At 66.6% G+C, this 15,287-nt stretch carries 11 protein-coding genes; 2 read left to right on the top strand and 9 right to left on the bottom strand.

Annotated features, from left to right (window positions below):
- Positions 1–9 precede the first annotated feature (9 nt).
- Positions 10–1,404, bottom strand: a complete 1,395-nt coding sequence (locus tag F7R26_RS01805) for an amino acid permease (RefSeq protein WP_150989568.1) — start codon at positions 1,402–1,404, stop codon at positions 10–12.
- Positions 1,405–1,665: 261 nt separating this feature from the next.
- On the opposite strand from F7R26_RS01805, the gene F7R26_RS01800 reads away from it, so the two are divergent.
- A complete protein-coding gene (locus F7R26_RS01800) occupies positions 1,666–2,811 on the top strand; it encodes an IS481 family transposase (RefSeq protein ID WP_193692081.1) in 1,146 nt (381 codons plus the stop codon).
- Positions 2,812–3,523: 712 nt separating this feature from the next.
- Here the strand turns inward: F7R26_RS01800 and F7R26_RS01795 are convergent.
- Both F7R26_RS01795 and aptA read right to left on the bottom strand, forming a co-directional pair.
- Positions 3,524–5,041: a CoA-acylating methylmalonate-semialdehyde dehydrogenase gene (locus F7R26_RS01795; RefSeq protein WP_150992070.1), complete on the bottom strand. Its 1,518-nt coding sequence runs from the start codon at positions 5,039–5,041 to the stop codon at positions 3,524–3,526.
- 55 nt (positions 5,042–5,096) lie between these two features.
- Positions 5,097–6,428: an omega-aminotransferase AptA gene (gene aptA / locus F7R26_RS01790; protein WP_150992068.1), complete on the bottom strand. Its 1,332-nt coding sequence runs from the start codon at positions 6,426–6,428 to the stop codon at positions 5,097–5,099.
- Positions 6,429–6,783: 355 nt separating this feature from the next.
- On the opposite strand from aptA, the gene F7R26_RS01785 reads away from it, so the two are divergent.
- Complete coding sequence (locus tag F7R26_RS01785) at positions 6,784–8,289, top strand: aminotransferase-like domain-containing protein (RefSeq protein WP_150992078.1); 1,506 nt, start codon at positions 6,784–6,786, stop codon at positions 8,287–8,289.
- A 39-nt stretch (positions 8,290–8,328) separates the two neighbouring features.
- Here F7R26_RS01785 and F7R26_RS01780 read toward each other — a convergent pair whose 3' ends face one another.
- From F7R26_RS01780 to F7R26_RS01755, 6 genes are all read right to left on the bottom strand, one after another.
- The gene (locus tag F7R26_RS01780; protein ID WP_150992066.1) at positions 8,329–8,907 is read right to left on the bottom strand and encodes an acyloxyacyl hydrolase; all 579 of its coding nucleotides are present in this window, start codon (positions 8,905–8,907) and stop codon (positions 8,329–8,331) included.
- A 355-nt stretch (positions 8,908–9,262) separates the two neighbouring features.
- Positions 9,263–11,053, bottom strand: a complete 1,791-nt coding sequence (locus F7R26_RS01775) for a sensor domain-containing protein (protein WP_150992064.1) — start codon at positions 11,051–11,053, stop codon at positions 9,263–9,265.
- A gap of 229 nt (positions 11,054–11,282) precedes the next feature.
- Positions 11,283–12,473: a M24 family metallopeptidase gene (locus tag F7R26_RS01770; protein WP_150992062.1), complete on the bottom strand. Its 1,191-nt coding sequence runs from the start codon at positions 12,471–12,473 to the stop codon at positions 11,283–11,285.
- A 77-nt stretch (positions 12,474–12,550) separates the two neighbouring features.
- Positions 12,551–13,519, bottom strand: a complete 969-nt coding sequence (locus F7R26_RS01765; RefSeq protein WP_150992060.1) for a Bug family tripartite tricarboxylate transporter substrate binding protein — start codon at positions 13,517–13,519, stop codon at positions 12,551–12,553.
- A gap of 131 nt (positions 13,520–13,650) precedes the next feature.
- Entirely contained in the window at positions 13,651–14,313 is a 663-nt protein-coding gene (locus tag F7R26_RS01760; protein ID WP_150992058.1) for a TetR family transcriptional regulator, read from the bottom strand.
- An 88-nt stretch (positions 14,314–14,401) separates the two neighbouring features.
- A complete protein-coding gene (locus F7R26_RS01755) occupies positions 14,402–15,286 on the bottom strand; it encodes an alpha/beta fold hydrolase (RefSeq protein ID WP_150992056.1) in 885 nt (294 codons plus the stop codon).
- Between the last annotated feature and the right edge of the window lies 1 nt (position 15,287).

Raw genomic sequence — 15,287 nt, 5'->3', positions numbered from 1 at the left:
CAGGCGGCGTCAGGCGCCGCCGTGCAGCACCGCATTGCGGCGCGCGTAGAGGAAGTAGATCGCAAGGCCAATCGCCAGCCACGCCAGGAACGCCACCCACGTCAGCGCCTGCAGGTGGGCCATCAGGAACAGGCAAAAGCCCACCGACAGCAGCGGCACCACTGGCACACCCGGGCAGCGGAAAGCGCGCGGCAGATCCGGCCGCGTCTTGCGCAGCACCAGTACTGCCACCGAGATCAGCGTGAAGGCGGACAGCGTGCCGATATTGATCAGCTCCGCCAGCACATTGAGCGGCACGAAAGCCGCAATGAAGGCAAACACGATGCCCACCGTCCACGTAGCGAAGAACGGCGTGGCATGCACCGGGTGCACCGTCGACAGCCGCTGGGGCAGCAGCCCGTCGCGCGACATGGCAAAGATGATGCGGGTCTGGCCGAAGGTCATCACCAGGATCACCGTGGTCATGCCCAGGATGGCGCCGAGATCGACGAATCCCGCCACCCAGTTCTCGCCCGCGTACTGCAGCGCCAGCGATACCGGATGATCGATGCCCGCGAACTTGGCGAAAGGCACGATGCCGGTCATGATGGCCGCCACCGTCACGTACAGCACGGTGCAGACCGCCAGCGAGCCGATGATGCCGATCGGCAGGTCGCGGCGCGGGTTGCGCACTTCCTCGGCGGCCGATGTCACCGCGTCGAAACCGATAAAAGCGAAGAACACCAGCGCGGCCGCATTGAAGACGCCGTCCAGCCCAAACGGCGCGAACGGATGCCAGTTGGCCGGCTTGACGTGCCACACGCCCACCCCGATAAAGAGCAGCACCACCGCAATCTTGATGGCCACCATCACGTTGTTCAAGCGCGCCGACTCGCGCACGCCGTAGGACACGACCCAGGTGATCAGCAGCATGATCACGGCAGCCGGCAGGTTGAACAGTGTCTGCGCGCCCGGCACGGCACCCGGTGCGGCGGTGAGCACGACCGGCAGGTGAATGCCGAAGCCCGCCATCAGCGACTGGAAGTAGCCCGACCAGCCCACCGACACCGCCGAGGTCGCAAGACCATACTCAAGCAGCAGATCCCAGCCGATCATCCACGCCACGATCTCGCCGAGCGTGGCGTAGCTATAGGTGTAGATGGAGCCGGAGACAGGGATCGCGGAGGCGAACTCGGCGTAGCAGAGCGCGGCAAACCCGCAGGCGAGCGCGGCGATCACGAAGGAGACGGTCAGCGCCGGACCAGCCGTGAGCGCGCCGGTGCCCGTCAGCACGAAGATGCCGGTGCCGATGATGGCGCCGATGCCCATCAGGATCAGGTCGACGGGACCGAGCACTTTTTTCAGGCCATCATCGCGTGCGGCGGCCAGCATGGCCTCGATGTTCTTGGTGCGGAACAGACTCATCGGCGGGTACTCCTGGCGCGCTGGGCGGCTTTGAAAAGCGGCGTATTTTAGCGTGATGGGGTGGGCGGGTTCGTCACTTTTGGGTTGATTGGTGTTTCTTTTAGCGGCGATGGCTCTTGCACCCAAGGGCCGTACGACATCCCCCTGCGGGGGCTGCCGGTCACTCTTCTTTGCGTCGGTGTATAGACCGGGGACATAGGTGACGGGTGTGCGAGGACATGGTTGACACTTTCGGGCAATGAATCTGCCCGGAATCCGACCATGCCTTGGAGCACGCGCGACACCATGAGCCTTCGTCAAGAATTCATCCTTCTGGCCCAGCAAGAGGGCAGCAATCGCCGCGAGTTATGCCGGCGTTTCAGCATCAGTCCCCAGACCGCCTACAAATGGCTCGCGCGCTATGCCGAGCAAGGCGAGGCCGGTCTGGTCGACCGCTCTCGGCGGCCCAGTCGCAGCCCGGAACAGACCCACGCCGACCTTGAACAGGCCGTGATCGCGCTTCGCCAGCAGCATCCTGCCTGGGGCGGGCGCAAGATCAGCCGCCGCTTGCAGGACCTGGGGCATACCGAGGCGCCGGCTCCCAGCACTGTCACCTCGATCCTGCATCGCCACGGGCTAATTACCCCGGAGGCCTCCGCCAAATCGGTGGCATGGCAGCGTTTCGAGCATCCCGAGCCCAACCATCTCTGGCAAATGGACTACAAAGGCTGGTTTGCCACCCGAGACGGCGTGCCGTGTTACCCGCTGACAGTGCTGGACGACCATTCCCGCTTCAATATCCTGCTCACGGCCTGCACCAGAACCCAGACTGCAGTGGTGCAGCGCCATCTGCGCGAGGCTTTCCGTCGTTATGGGCTGCCGCTGCGCATCAACGCCGACAACGGTGCGCCCTGGGGCAGCCCTTCCCAACCCGGCCAGCTCACGGCCCTGGCGATCTGGTTGATTCGCCTGGGCGTACGCCTGAGCCATAGCCGCCCCGCGCACCCACAAACCAATGGCAAGGATGAGCGGTTCCACCGCACCTTTAAGGCCGAGGTGCTCACCGGCAACGACTTTGCTTCCTGCCGTTATGCGCAGCGCGCATTCGATCGCTGGCGCGATGTCTACAACCAGCAGCGACCTCACGAAGCCCTTGGCCTGGCGACGCCCGTCACGCGGTATCGGCCCAGCCCGAGGCCATATCCGGAGCAGTTGCCGCCCATCGAATACGGCCCTGACGACACCGTAGTGCAGGTCAAATGGCACGGCGAGCTCTGTTTCCAGGGACGTCGCTTCAAGGTTTCGAATGCCCTAGCCAAGCTGCACGTGGCGCTGCGGCCTGACGCCAGACACAGCGGCAAATACGCCCTTTACTTCGCACATCATCGCTTCGGAAGCATCGACCTAAACGACCCGAATGCCGCTTAAAATGTGTCAACCATGTCCTCGCACATGTGTCACCCATGTCCCCGGTCTATACACGTCGGCAAAGAAGACTAACGAGAAGAAAGCCGACCCTGCCGGGGGCAGAGCAATCGCGGGTGCGAAGGGTACTGGTTTCGTCGTGCGGCCGCAGTTCTGCTGGCATCTGCCGGTACCGGTTTGTAGGGCATCGCAATGGCATGACACATGGGTTTCGTTGTGGGCCCCCTGACCTCGTGTGTGGTGACCATTCCCACATCTGCCGTTACCGGCACGAAGCACCACGGCACATCGCCCGTCAATGGTTTCGTGGTGGGGCGGGCGCGGTGGTGAAGGTCTCGGGCCAATCAAGGCGGTGCCACCGCGCCCACGACGGAACCGGTGCACCTGCAACTTCGTGGCCGGCCACGCCGCGAGCGACAGACGGCTTGAAGCAAGCGATGTCTGCTACCGGGGGCCTCACCACGAATCCCGGAAGCTGGCAGCGTCGTGGTCAGTCAAGCCGGTGCCGGCAGAAGCCCGCCGGCACTCCGGGCCGTACGACGCAACCACCGAGGCAAAAACAGCCTGATTGCTCTGCCCCCGGCAGGGTCGGCTTTCTTCTCGTTAGTCTTCTTTGCCGACGCAAAGAAGAGTGACCGGCAGCCCCCGCAGGGGGATGTCGTATGGCTATTGGGTGCAAAGGCCAACGCCGCTCAAAGAAACACCAACCACCCCCTCACTTGGCCACCGGCATCGTAAACTCCGCCCCCTTCCCAATACTGTCCGGCCAACGCTGCATGATGCTCTTGTACCGCGTATAAAAGCGGATGCCTTCCTCCCCATAAGCATGGTGATCACCAAACAGCGAGCGCTTCCACCCGCCGAACGAGTGCCATGCCATCGGCACCGGGATCGGCACATTGATGCCCACCATGCCCACCTGGATCTGGCGCGAAAACGCGCGTGCCACGCCGCCGTCGCTGGTGTAGCAGGACACGCCGTTGCCGTACTCGTGGCCGTTGATCAGGTCCACCGCTTCGGCCAGGTCATGCACGCGCACCACCGACAGCACCGGGCCGAAAATCTCTTCCTTGTAGATGGTCATGTCCGGCGTGACGTTATCGAACAGCGTGCCGCCCACGTAGAAGCCGTTCTCGTGCCCGTCGACCTTGTGGCCGCGGCCGTCGGTCACCAGCTTGGCGCCCTCTTCCACGCCCTTGGCGATATAGCCTTCCACCTTGGCCTTGTGCGCGGCGGTCACCAGCGGGCCCATCTCGGCATCGTCTTCCATGCCGTTGCGGATCTTCAGCGACCGCGCGCGTTCGGCCAGGCGCGGCACCAGCTTGTCGGCGACATCGCCCACCGCCACGGCCACAGAGATGGCCATGCAGCGCTCGCCGGCCGAGCCATAGGCAGCGCCGATCAGCGCGTCCACGGCCTGGTCGAGGTCGGCGTCGGGCATCACCACCAGGTGGTTCTTGGCGCCGCCCAGGGCCTGCACGCGCTTGCCGCGCCTGGTGCCTTCGGTGTAGATGTACTCGGCGATCGGCGTGGAGCCGACGAAGGACAGGGCCTGCACGTCCTTGTGCGCCAGCAGCGCGTCGACGGCTTCCTTGCCGCCTTGCACCACATTGAACACGCCATCCGGCAGGCCGGCCTGCTTGAGCAGGTCGGCAATCAGCAGCGAGGGCGAGGGGTCGCGCTCGGACGGCTTGAGCACGAAGGTATTGCCGCAGGCCAGCGCCACCGGGAACATCCACATCGGCACCATCACCGGGAAGTTGAACGGCGTGATGCCGGCCACCACGCCCAGCGGCTGGCGCAGGTTCCAGTTGTCGATGCCGCCGCCAATGTTGTCGGTGAAGTCAGTCTTGAGCAGGTTGGGAATGCCGCAGGCAAACTCGACGATCTCCACGCCGCGGGTGACTTCGCCCTTGGCATCGGAGAACACCTTGCCGTGCTCGCGCGTGATCAGCGCGGCGAGGTCGTCATGGTGGCGGTCGAGCAGTTCCTTGAACTTGAACAGGATGCGCGCCCGCTTGAGCGGCGCGGTCTCGGACCAGGCCGGGAACGCGGCGTGGGCCGCGGCCACAGCGGCGTCCACGTCCTGCGCCGAGCCGAGCGCCACGCGCCCGGCCACGGCGCCCGTGGCCGGGTTGAAGACGTCGGCGAACCGGTCCGACGAGGCGGCGCGCACGGTCCCGCCAATGTAGTGCGCAATGTCGGCGATCTGCCGGTTCTCTGCGATGTTCACGTCAGTGTTCCTTGTCTTGTCCCTGCGGCCACGGCTTTCACGGCATTCGCTGCAATCACTGCAGTTCTTGCAGCACCTTCTTCACGGTGTCGAACATCTCTTCGATCTGCGCCTCGGTGATGATCAGCGGCGGCGAGAATGCGAGGATGTCGCCGGTGAAGCGCACCAGCACGCCGCGCTCCAGGCATTTCAGGAAGGCCTCATAGCCACGCGCGCCGGGCTGGCCGGGACGCGGCTCCAGCTCGATGCCGGCGACCATGCCGAGGTTGCGGATGTCCTTCACGTGGGGCGCGCCGCGCACGGCATGCACTGCGGCCTCGAACTTCGGCGCCAGCTCGGCGGCACGGCCGAACAGGTTCTCGTTCTTGTAGATATCCAGCGTGGCGATGGCCGCGGCCATGGCCAGCGGGTGGCCGGAATAGGTATAGCCGTGCAGGAACTCGATGGCACCCGGCGCCGCGGCGTTGACCACGGTGTCGTGCACTTCGCGCCGCACCGCCACCGCGCCCATCGGCACGGCCGCGTTGTTGATGGCCTTGGCCATGGTGATCAGGTCCGGCGTGACCTTGAAGCGCTCGGCGGCGGTGGCCGCGCCCAGGCGGCCAAAGGCGGTGATGACCTCGTCGAAGATCAGCAGGATGCCGTGCTTGCTGGTGATCGCGCGCAGCTTTTCCAGGTACCCCACCGGCGGCACCAGCACGCCGGCCGAGCCGGCCAGCGGCTCGACGATGACGGCGGCCACGTTGGACGGGTCGTGCAGCGCCAGGATGCGTTCCAGGTCGTCGGCCAGGTGCGCGCCCCAGGTCGGCTGGCCCTTGGAGTAAGCGGCCTCTGCAATATTCAGCGTGGCCGGCAGGTGGTCCGTGCCGGGCATCAGGTTGGCCGAGAAGGCCTTGCGGTTGGGGCCGATGCCGCCCACCGCCATGCCGCCGAAGCCAACGCCGTGGTAGCCGCGCTCGCGCCCGATCACGCGGGTGCGCTGGCCTTCGCCACGGGCGCGGTGATACGCCAGCGCGATCTTCAGCGCGGTATCGACCGATTCCGAGCCCGAGTTGGTGAAGAAGATGCGGTCCAGCCCGGCCGGCATGATGGCTGCCACCTTGGTGGCGGCCTCGAAGGTGAGCGGGTGGCTCATCTGGAACGGCGGCGCGTAGTCCAGGGTCTGCACCTGGCGGGCGACCGCGTCCGCGATCTCCTGGCGGCAATGGCCGGCAGCGACGCACCACAGGCCGGCGCAACCGTCGAGGATCTGGCGGCCGTCATGCGAGGTGTAGTACATGCCGCTGGCGGAGTCGAGCAGGCGCGGGGCCGCCTTGTACTGGCGGTTGGCGGTAAACGGCATCCACAGGGCATCAAGATCGGGGATCACAGTCTTGGCGGCATCCATACATCCTCCTCAGGAGCAATTGGCATTGGCTTGGGCGGCGAATGGCGCCGCCCGGGTTGTCAGGTGATTCTGGTGAATGCGGCCACTGTAGCGGCCCGGCCCGGCTTAAAGAATATACGGTCGGCAGAACCTCGCCTTACCGTACAGTTAAGAGTGAGGCAACTGTACAGGTCAAGAGATGCCCGAGCCGGGAGATCGCATCCGCGGATCCAGCCACTTCGCTCGCCACGGCGGCCAAAGCCCCACCAGCAGCCGGATTCACGTTGCAGCGCCGCAAAGCCCCGCGCGGCCATCCGGCTTCCCACCGAACCGGTACGGCCATTAAACTGTACAGGTTCATCCTGACATGTCACGCATGCTTAACCTCGAACTTGTCCGCAGCCGGCGCAGCGGCGACACCCTCACCGAGCAGATCGTGGCGGGCATCGCCAGCCTGGTGGACCGGCGCGTGCTGCGCGCCGGCGTGGCGCTGCCATCGGTGCGGCGCTTTGCCCAGCAGCATGGGGTCAGCACCTTCACCGTGGCCGAGGCCTACGGCCGCCTGACCGCGCTGGGTTACCTGAGCGCGCGGGTGGGCTCGGGCTACACGGTGGCACACCGCCACGCCCCCGCCGGCCAGGCGCCGGCCGCACGCTGGGAGGCGCCGGGGCTCAACGCCGCGTGGCTGCTGTCGGATGTGTTCGCCGATCACTCGGTGCCGATCAAGGCAGGTGCGGGCTGGCTGCCCGGCGACTGGCTCAACGAGGAAGGGCTGCACCAGGCCATGCGCGCTGCGGCGCGGGTGCCCGCCGCGCAGGTCTCGGGCTACGGCCACCCGTACGGCTTCGCCGCGCTGCGCGAGCATATCGCCGCCGGGCTCAGCCAGTACGGCATGCCCGTGCAGGCCCAGCAAGTGGTGCTGACCCAGGGCGCCACCCAGGCGTTGGACCTGGTGGTCCGCACGCTGTTGCGCCCAGGCGACACCGTGCTGGTGGAAGACCCCTGCTACTGCAATCTGCTGCAGATCCTGCGCCTTGCCGGCTTGCAGGTGGTTGGCGTGCGCCGCACCGCCAGCGGGCTCGACACCGACGCGCTCGACCACGCCATCCGCACCCACGCGCCACGCGCGCTGTTCGTCAACACGGTGCTGCAGAACCCCACCGGCGGCACGCTCACGAGCATGAACGCGCACCGCGTGCTGCAACTGGCCGAGCAGTACCGGCTGCTGGTGGTAGAGGACGATATCTACCGCGAACTGGCGCCGCCCGGCTCACCCATGCTGGCGGCCATGGACGGCCTTTCGCACGTGATCTACGTCAACGGGTTTTCCAAGACCATCACGCCGTCGCTGCGGGTCGGCTACCTCGCGGCCAGCCCGGAGTTGGCCAAGACGCTGGCCCGCACCAAGATGGCCGTGGGGCTGACGTCATCGGAAGTCACCGAGCGGCTGGTGTACTCGGTGCTGACCAGCGGCCACTATGGCCGTCATGTGGCGGCGCTGGCCGAACGGCTGCGCGCCCAGCAGGACCGGATCACGGAGAAGATGGAAGCCCACGGGCTGGAGGTGATGCTGCGCCCGGAAGGCGGGATGTTCGCCTGGGCAAGGATGCGGCCGGAAGACGGCGGCGACCAGGCCGCGCTGTCGGGCAACCGCCTGGCGACGCTGGCGCTGGAGCACGGCATCTGGCTGGCGCCGGGGTCTTATTTTGAACCGGAAGAAGGCGACTCGCCGTGGATACGGTTCAACGTGGCAACCAGCGATGAACCTGCGCTGTGGCGGTTTTTTGACGCGCTGCGCAGCAGGCAGGCGCAAGGCGCGGAAACGGAATCCATCTCCCGCAGCCTGCGCGGCCCGCGCGCGGGCTTGGTCAGGCTGGCCTGAGCGTCATGGCCTCAGGCCAGGCCAGTCACGTTTGCAGGATCAGAAGCGATAACGCATGTAACCCGTGTAAAAACCGCTGCCCGGATTAGGCTGCTTGATACCGGCGTTGGAGACGTGCTGGTAGCGGAAGCCGGCTTCGTATGCGGTCTTGGGGCCAAAGGCCATGCCCACGCCGATCATGTCGGAGAACTGGAACAGGCTGCCGGAGCGGTGCTCGTCGGAGGTGGCTTTGTGGCTCATCATGCGCACACCAACCGAGGCCTCCATGAAGGGCACCACGGCGCCGCCGCGCTTCTCCAGGCGAAAGATCGGCGAAAAGCCGAACTCGGTCGCATTCTGGGCATTGGTGCCGCTGCGGGCATTCCATTCGGCCAGTTCGGCCTCCCACTGCAGCTTGACCTGCCAGCCTTGCGGGTTGCCCCAGGCGAAGCCGGAATCCCAGTTGATGCCCAATTCGTACTTGTCGATATTGTGGCCAGGATCGCGGCCAAAGGCCACGTGCACCCCGGGATCGGCATGCGCGGCAGCGCATGCGCCGAGAGCAGCCATGGCGCCAAGCGCCTTGACACGTGTTGCAAGCCGGCGGGCAAGGCCAGCGTTCTTCTTATCGATAGTCATGTGCATGGTGGGTGGTAATTACCGCGAAGAATGGCAAGTCCTAGCGAAAACCTTGCCACCTCCCAGCGGCAAAGCCGACCACCCGTACTCAGGACCAGAGGCGTTCCACTACCCAGCCCGCGGTCACGCAGATCGCGAGCCAGGCGCTCATGCACCCGGCAATAAAACGGTAAGTCATGGTCAATTTCCGCAACAATCGCTTAGGGACAAGCGAATCATTACGGAATTATACATCCGTTCATGAATGTATGTTGAGGCCGGAGAAATCGGGCTAGGGCTCAACGTATCGGTGAGCGATTATGCACCTCCGGGACGGCACATGCTTGCGGCACGGCGGGGGTGTTGCCGCGCCGCGTCAATCCCCCCGCGCCACGGCGCTTTTGCCTATGATCGCGGCGAAATCCGTTGCCGGCATCGGCCGGCCGAGCAGGTAGCCCTGCGCCGCGTCGCAGCCCTCCTCGGCCAGCAAGCGCTGCTGGACGTGGGTCTCCACACCTTCCGCCAGGGTTCTCATGCCCAGCGAGCGGGCCAGCGCGATGACCCCACGAATGACCGCCAGCGCCTCGGGCGTAGTGCCGAGGACCGCAACGAACGATTTGTCGATCTTGAGTGTCGCAACCGGCAGGCGCGTCAGGTAGGCCAGGCTCGAGTAACCGGAGCCGAAATCGTCCAGCGAGGCGCTGATGCCGCAGCGCCCGAGCTCGCCGAGTGCCGCCGCGGCACTGTCGAGGTCGGTCATCAGGGTGTCCTCGGTAACTTCCACATCCAGCAGCCCGCATGGCACCTCATGCTCGCGCGCAAGGTCCGCCAGCATGCCAGCCAGCCCCGGCATGACCAGCTGCCGCGCCGACAGGTTGAGCGAGATCCTGGGCACCGTCAGGCCGGCACGCCGCCAGGCCGCTATCTGGCGGCACACGGCGCGCATGACCCACAGCCCCACCGCCGGCTCCAGCGGCGACTCCAGCAGCACATCGAGAAAGGCGGCGGGAGACAACAGGCCGCGCGTTGGGTGCTGCCAGCGCAGCAACGCCTCTGCGCCCGCCAGCCTGCCATCCGGCAGCGACCATTGCGGCTGGAAGTGCAGCACCAGCTGGTCGTCGGCCATCGCGGCATGCAGGTCGGCGCGCAGCTGCAGGCGCTGCCGCAAGCCTTGGGCAAGGTCCAGGTGGAAGACGCGGAACTGGAAACGCCCCGCGGCCTTGGCCGCATACATGGCGGCATCGGCGTGGTTCAACAGGGTGTCGGCGGTGTCGCCGGCCTCGGGCCACTGTGCAATCCCCACGCTGGCACCCAGCAGCAGCGTGTGGCCGTCCACCTGGAATGGCTGCGACACGCCGGCCAGGATGGCGCCGGCAAAGCGCTCTGCCTGTCCCGGCCGCGTGTCGCGCAAGATGAACACGAACTCGTCGCCACCGACGCGCGCGACAAACGCCGAAGGCGCCAGCAGCGCGCGAAAGCGTTCGGCGACCTTGCACAGCAACGTGTCGCCCACGGCATGGCCAAAGGCGTCGTTGACTTCCTTGAAGCGGTCAAGATCGACGAACAGCACCACGACCCCGGCCGCTTGCGGCACTTGCGGCGCTTGCGCCTCCGTGTCGGCCGGCAGCACGGTTACCTGCGCTTGTGCAGCCTGCTCTGCCACCTGCGCCACCGCGCGCGCCAGCACCTGCGTGCAGCGCCGGCGGTTCGGCAGGCCGGTCAGGTAGTCATGGTCGGCATGGTATTCCAGCTGGGCCGACTGCTGCCGTTCGCGGCTGACGTCGCGAAAGAGCACGGTAAGGCCGTTGGCATCGGGAAAGGCACGCGCTTCGAACCAGCATGCCAGCGGGGCATAGTAGGCGGTGCAGGTGCATGATGCGCCGCTGGCGGCTGCCTCGTGAAACGTCCGGTAATACGCCGAGCCAATCAGGTCCGGACAGCACTCCCAGATGCCGCGCCCGTCGAGATCCGCACGGCTGCGCTTGAGCCAGCGCGCCATGGTCTGGTTGACGTAGGCGAATCGCCACTCGCGGTCGAGCGACATGACACCATCCGCGACGCGATCGAGCATCGCGGCAAGATGCGTGGGCAACGCCCCGGCGGGCGGCGTGGTCGCGGGATTGGCATGACAGGGCAAAAGTGGCGCGCGCTGGGGAGAGTCGTCCATGTCGAGGGGGAGGGTCGTCCGAGCACCGCATGCATCACGGTTGACAAGGCGGCAGATGGCAGGCGTCGGCCGCATTTTATCCTCGAACGCCCCGCGCCGGTATGCCGGCACGTGCCTTCGGCCCGAGGATTGCGCGCCGGCGCCCGCCACGATGCCCCCCGGTCACATGCGGCTTCCCCCCGCTACCCCCCCTCCCGCTACCCCCCACTATCCTCGCTTGTCGCCGGCGTCACGCCACGGTTGCGTACTCCAGTGTCTTTGGCGTCTTCACGATGACCTCCGGGCGCTCGCCCACCACGACCGTATCGTCGAGCCGGAAGCCGCCCAGCCCATAGACATAGATGCCCGGCTCGGCCGAGTAGACCTCGCCGGCCAGCAGCGCGCGCGTGTTGAAGGCCATGTCTTCCGGATACTCGTGCAGCATCAGCCCGACCGCGTGGCCGGTGCGGTGGAAGATGTACTCGCCCAGCCCCGCGCGCTCGATCACGGCCTGCGCGGCGGCGTCCATTTCGCAGACACGCCGGCCGGTCACCGCGGCCGCCACAGCGGCGTCGGTGGCCTCGGCGGCAACCTGGTAGCAGCGTGCCTGGCGCTCGTCCGGTTTGCCGCAGAACCACGTGCGCTCGTTCTCCACGTAGTAGCCATTCAGGCGCGGCAGGATCAGGTTGACGATGGTATCGCCGGCCGCGATGCGCGCGCCGCACGCGGCGCCGTCGCCATGCGGCGAGGCCGAGGCCGGCCCCGTCAGGGTCCAGCATTTGAGGATATCGAAATCCTCGCCGGGAAAGCGGCGCGCGGCCTCCTCCACCATCAGCGCGGACATGGCATGGTCCAGCTCCTGCACCAGCCGCCCCGGCCGAATGTTCTCGCGGTAGCGGTCCTGTACCCAGTCGGTCAGGCTCCCGAGCTCGCGCATCACCTGCAGTTCTTCCGCATGCTTGACCCAGCGCATGGCGCGCATCTCCGCCATGGCCGGGCGCAGCGCGAGCTCCGGCAGGTAGCGCTGCGCCGCCGCGAGAATCGGGTGGGCCACGTCCACGGCAATGCGCGAGCCGCCCAGCCCATGCGACGCCAGCAGCGACGCCACCACCTCGGGCAATTGCGGCGCCAGCGCCAGCCGCTGCGATACGCGCGGATGCTCGGCGTAGTACGTCACGTCGCGCAGCCAGACCTTGTCCTTTTCCGTGCACAGGCGCATGTGGTTGGTGGACAGCTCGTTCATCACGGCGAAGGGTTCGCCGTTGCGTGGCACGAACACGAAAACGGGGCGCTCCCACGGCCAGACATCCAGCTGGAAATTGGTGGCGAACTGGAAGAAGTCCGGCGTGCTGAACACCAGCGCGTCAACGCGGATGCGGTCCATCAGCGCGTGCATCATCGCCAGGCGATAGTCGCGCACGGCGGTCGTGATCTGGGGCATATCTAGTCTCCTTGGTTCCTTGCTTCCTTGCTTCCTTGCTAATGGGTCCGGGCGGGCACGGGCAGATCCGGCCAGGATCAGAGGGCAATGCCGAGCTTGCGGATCATGGGCCCCCAGGCCTGCGCGTCGCGCTGCATATGGCGCTCCACCTCGGCCGGCGGCCCCTTGATCGGATCGAGGAACTGGTTGGCCAGCTTGTCCTTGAATGCCGGCTCGTCCATGGCTGCGTTGATGTCGGCGTTGATCTTCTGCACCAGCGCCGCCGGCGTGCCGGTCTTTGCGACGATGGCGTACCAGCCCGGCACCGCCACGTCATAGCCAAGCTCCTTGAAAGTCGGCACATCGGGCAGCGCGGCCAGGCGCCGCTCGCCGGTCACGGCCAGCGCCACCAGCTTCTTGCCCGCGATATAGGGCTGCACGCCCGCCACCACATTCATCATGGCCGGCGTCTCGCCCGACATCAGGCTGGTCGAGCCGCCGGCGCCGTTGAAGGGCACATGCTGCAGCTTGACGCCGGCGCGTTCGGCCACCAGTTCCATGGCCAGGTGCGTGGAGTTGCCGATGCCGCCGGAGGCGTAGCTGATGCCGCCCGGCCGGGCCTTGGCGAGCCGCACGAATTCGGCAAAGCTGGTCGCATGCATCGCCGGCGCCACCACCAGCACGAACGGCGAGTTGGCCAGCATCGCCACGCCGGTCAGGTCGCGTTGCGGCACATAGGGCAACGTGGGGTAAAGGAAGGGATTGAAGGCCAGGTTGGACACGCCCGCGAAGAACAGGGTGTAGCCATCGGCCGGCTGCTGCAGCACGTAGTTGATGGCCAGCACGCCGTTGGCGCCGGGCTTGTTTTCCACAACAACGCTGCGCCCCCAGCGCTTGCCCAGCGCTTCGGCCAGCGCGCGCGCGAGCACGTCGTTGCCCGTGCCGCCCGCCTGCGGCACGACCAGCCTGACCGGGCGCTGCGGCCAGTCCTGCGCCCAGCCGGCTGCGCCGCATGCCATGCCCGCAACCGCGAGCGCGGCGCTTAGTATCAGTGTGCGTCTGTTCACTTCGATCTCCTCTCGCATCCCTTAAGCGGCACCCTCGCATCGAGGTGCATCTGGTTTACTGTACCATGTGGTACATGAAGAGGAAAAAAATTTTTCGGGACGGCGGCGCCGAAGCCGGCGCCGCGTAGGGATCAGGCTTCGGGTGTGGATTTCGCGCCCGGAGCCGCAGGCGCATTCAGCATGCGCGCGAAGTATTTCAGCGCGGCAGTGGTGCCTTTGCGATCGCCCGTGGTAACGAGATCCAGCAACAGGCCGCGCACGGTGGCGACCTCGATGCGAGCCCGCAGCTTTGCTTCGCTTGTGCTCAATCCAAGCTGCTTGTGAAAGCGCTCGGTCAGCGCGCCGGTCCAGCTGCCAATCACATCGTCGAGGAACACCTGGAAGCGTTCGCGATCGCGAATGGCGCGGCCGTAGATCTCGAACAGCAACTGGATGATGGGCAGGTAGTTGTCCGCAGAGTAACGTGCCCAGGCTACCTCCAGCGCCCGTGCGGGATCGGACTCGCTGGCGGCCAGGCTGGCGCGCGCATCCAGCTCGGCATGGCGGATGCGGCGCAGCACCGCCTCCCAGAACTGGTCCGCCGAGCCGAAGTAGTAGATCAGCATGCGGTGGCTGGTGCCGAGCGCCTCGGCGATATGGCGCAGCGACAAGTCGCCGATGCCGTGCTCCAGCACGTGCTTGACGGCGCCGTCGAGCAGCTGGATGGCCTGGTCGCTGGCGGCGCGGCCTTGCGCGAGTGTTTCGAGCCTATCGAGCGTCTCGGTGGCAGCGGCGGGATTCTTGCGGGGCGGCATGGACTGGGGAAAGCGTTCGGTTGGACACAGGGGCGAAGACAGCGAGTGTAAGCCAGCCCGGCTCGCCGCGCATTCGCCCGTTGCGTCCTTAGCCCGCGCCCAGCAGGAAGGGCAGCGTCTCGTCCAGCAGCAGTTCCGGCACCTCCTCGGCCATGTAGTGCCCGCACGGCAGGCTCTTGCCGCTCACGTTGCGCGCCACCTTGCGCCACTCTTCCAGCGGCGCGAAGCAGCGGCCTACCGCGCCCTGCTCGCCCCACAGCGCCAGCATCTCGCACTCGACCTTGCGCCCGGCGGCGAGGTCGGCACGGTCGTGCTCCAGATCGATCGACGCGCTGGCCCGATAGTCCTCGCACAGCCCGTGCGCCGCGCCCGGCAGGCTAAGGCAACGCAGGTACTCCGCCATGGCCGCCTCGGTAAAGGGCGCCAGGCCGGCACTGCGGCTGCCCATGGTGCTGCGCAGGTAGAGCGCCGGATCGGCCTCGATCAGCGTCTCGGGAAACGGCGCGGGCCGGATCAGGAAGAACCAGTGGTAGTAGGCCAGCGCGAACTGCAGGCTGGTCTGCTCGTACATCGCCAGCGTGGGCGCAATATCCAGCGTGACCAGCCGCCGCACGGCATCCGGATGATCCACCGCCATGCGGTGCGCCACGCGCCCGCCGCGGTCATGCGCCATCACCAGGAAGCGCTCGAAGCCCAGCGCGCGCATCGCCGTGACCTGGTCCTGCGCCATGCAGCGCTTGCTGTAGTTGGCGTGGTCCGGCAGGCCGGCGGGCTTGCTGCTATCGCCGTAGCCGCGCAGGTCGGTGGCAACCACCGTGAAATGCCGCGCCAGCGTGGCGGCCACCTTATGCCAGATCACATGCGTTTGCGGATGGCCATGCAGCAGCAGCAAGGCCGGGCCCTGGCCGCCGACGACTGCGTGGATCTCGACGTCGCCGCATGGAATGCGATGTTGGGTGAACCCTTCGAACACG

It is taken from the genome of Cupriavidus basilensis (assembly GCF_008801925.2).
In the GTDB taxonomy this organism is placed as follows: Bacteria; Pseudomonadota; Gammaproteobacteria; order Burkholderiales; family Burkholderiaceae; genus Cupriavidus; species Cupriavidus basilensis.
This window is presented reverse-complemented; position numbering and strand designations above follow the sequence as displayed.

What these genes read in the sequence shown, in the direction of transcription:
- F7R26_RS01805 (WP_150989568.1), bottom strand. Translation starts at nt 1,404, where the DNA reads ATGAGTCTGTTCCGCACCAAGAACATCGAGGCCATGCTGGCCGCCGCA.
- F7R26_RS01785 (WP_150992078.1), top strand. Translation starts at nt 6,784, where the DNA reads ATGCTTAACCTCGAACTTGTCCGCAGCCGGCGCAGCGGCGACACCCTC.
- F7R26_RS01800 (WP_193692081.1), top strand. Translation starts at nt 1,666, where the DNA reads ATGCCTTGGAGCACGCGCGACACCATGAGCCTTCGTCAAGAATTCATC.
- F7R26_RS01760 (WP_150992058.1), bottom strand. Translation starts at nt 14,313, where the DNA reads ATGCCGCCCCGCAAGAATCCCGCCGCTGCCACCGAGACGCTCGATAGG.
- F7R26_RS01775 (WP_150992064.1), bottom strand. Translation starts at nt 11,053, where the DNA reads ATGGACGACTCTCCCCAGCGCGCGCCACTTTTGCCCTGTCATGCCAAT.
- aptA (WP_150992068.1), bottom strand. Translation starts at nt 6,428, where the DNA reads ATGGATGCCGCCAAGACTGTGATCCCCGATCTTGATGCCCTGTGGATG.
- F7R26_RS01770 (WP_150992062.1), bottom strand. Translation starts at nt 12,473, where the DNA reads ATGCCCCAGATCACGACCGCCGTGCGCGACTATCGCCTGGCGATGATG.
- F7R26_RS01780 (WP_150992066.1), bottom strand. Translation starts at nt 8,907, where the DNA reads ATGACTATCGATAAGAAGAACGCTGGCCTTGCCCGCCGGCTTGCAACA.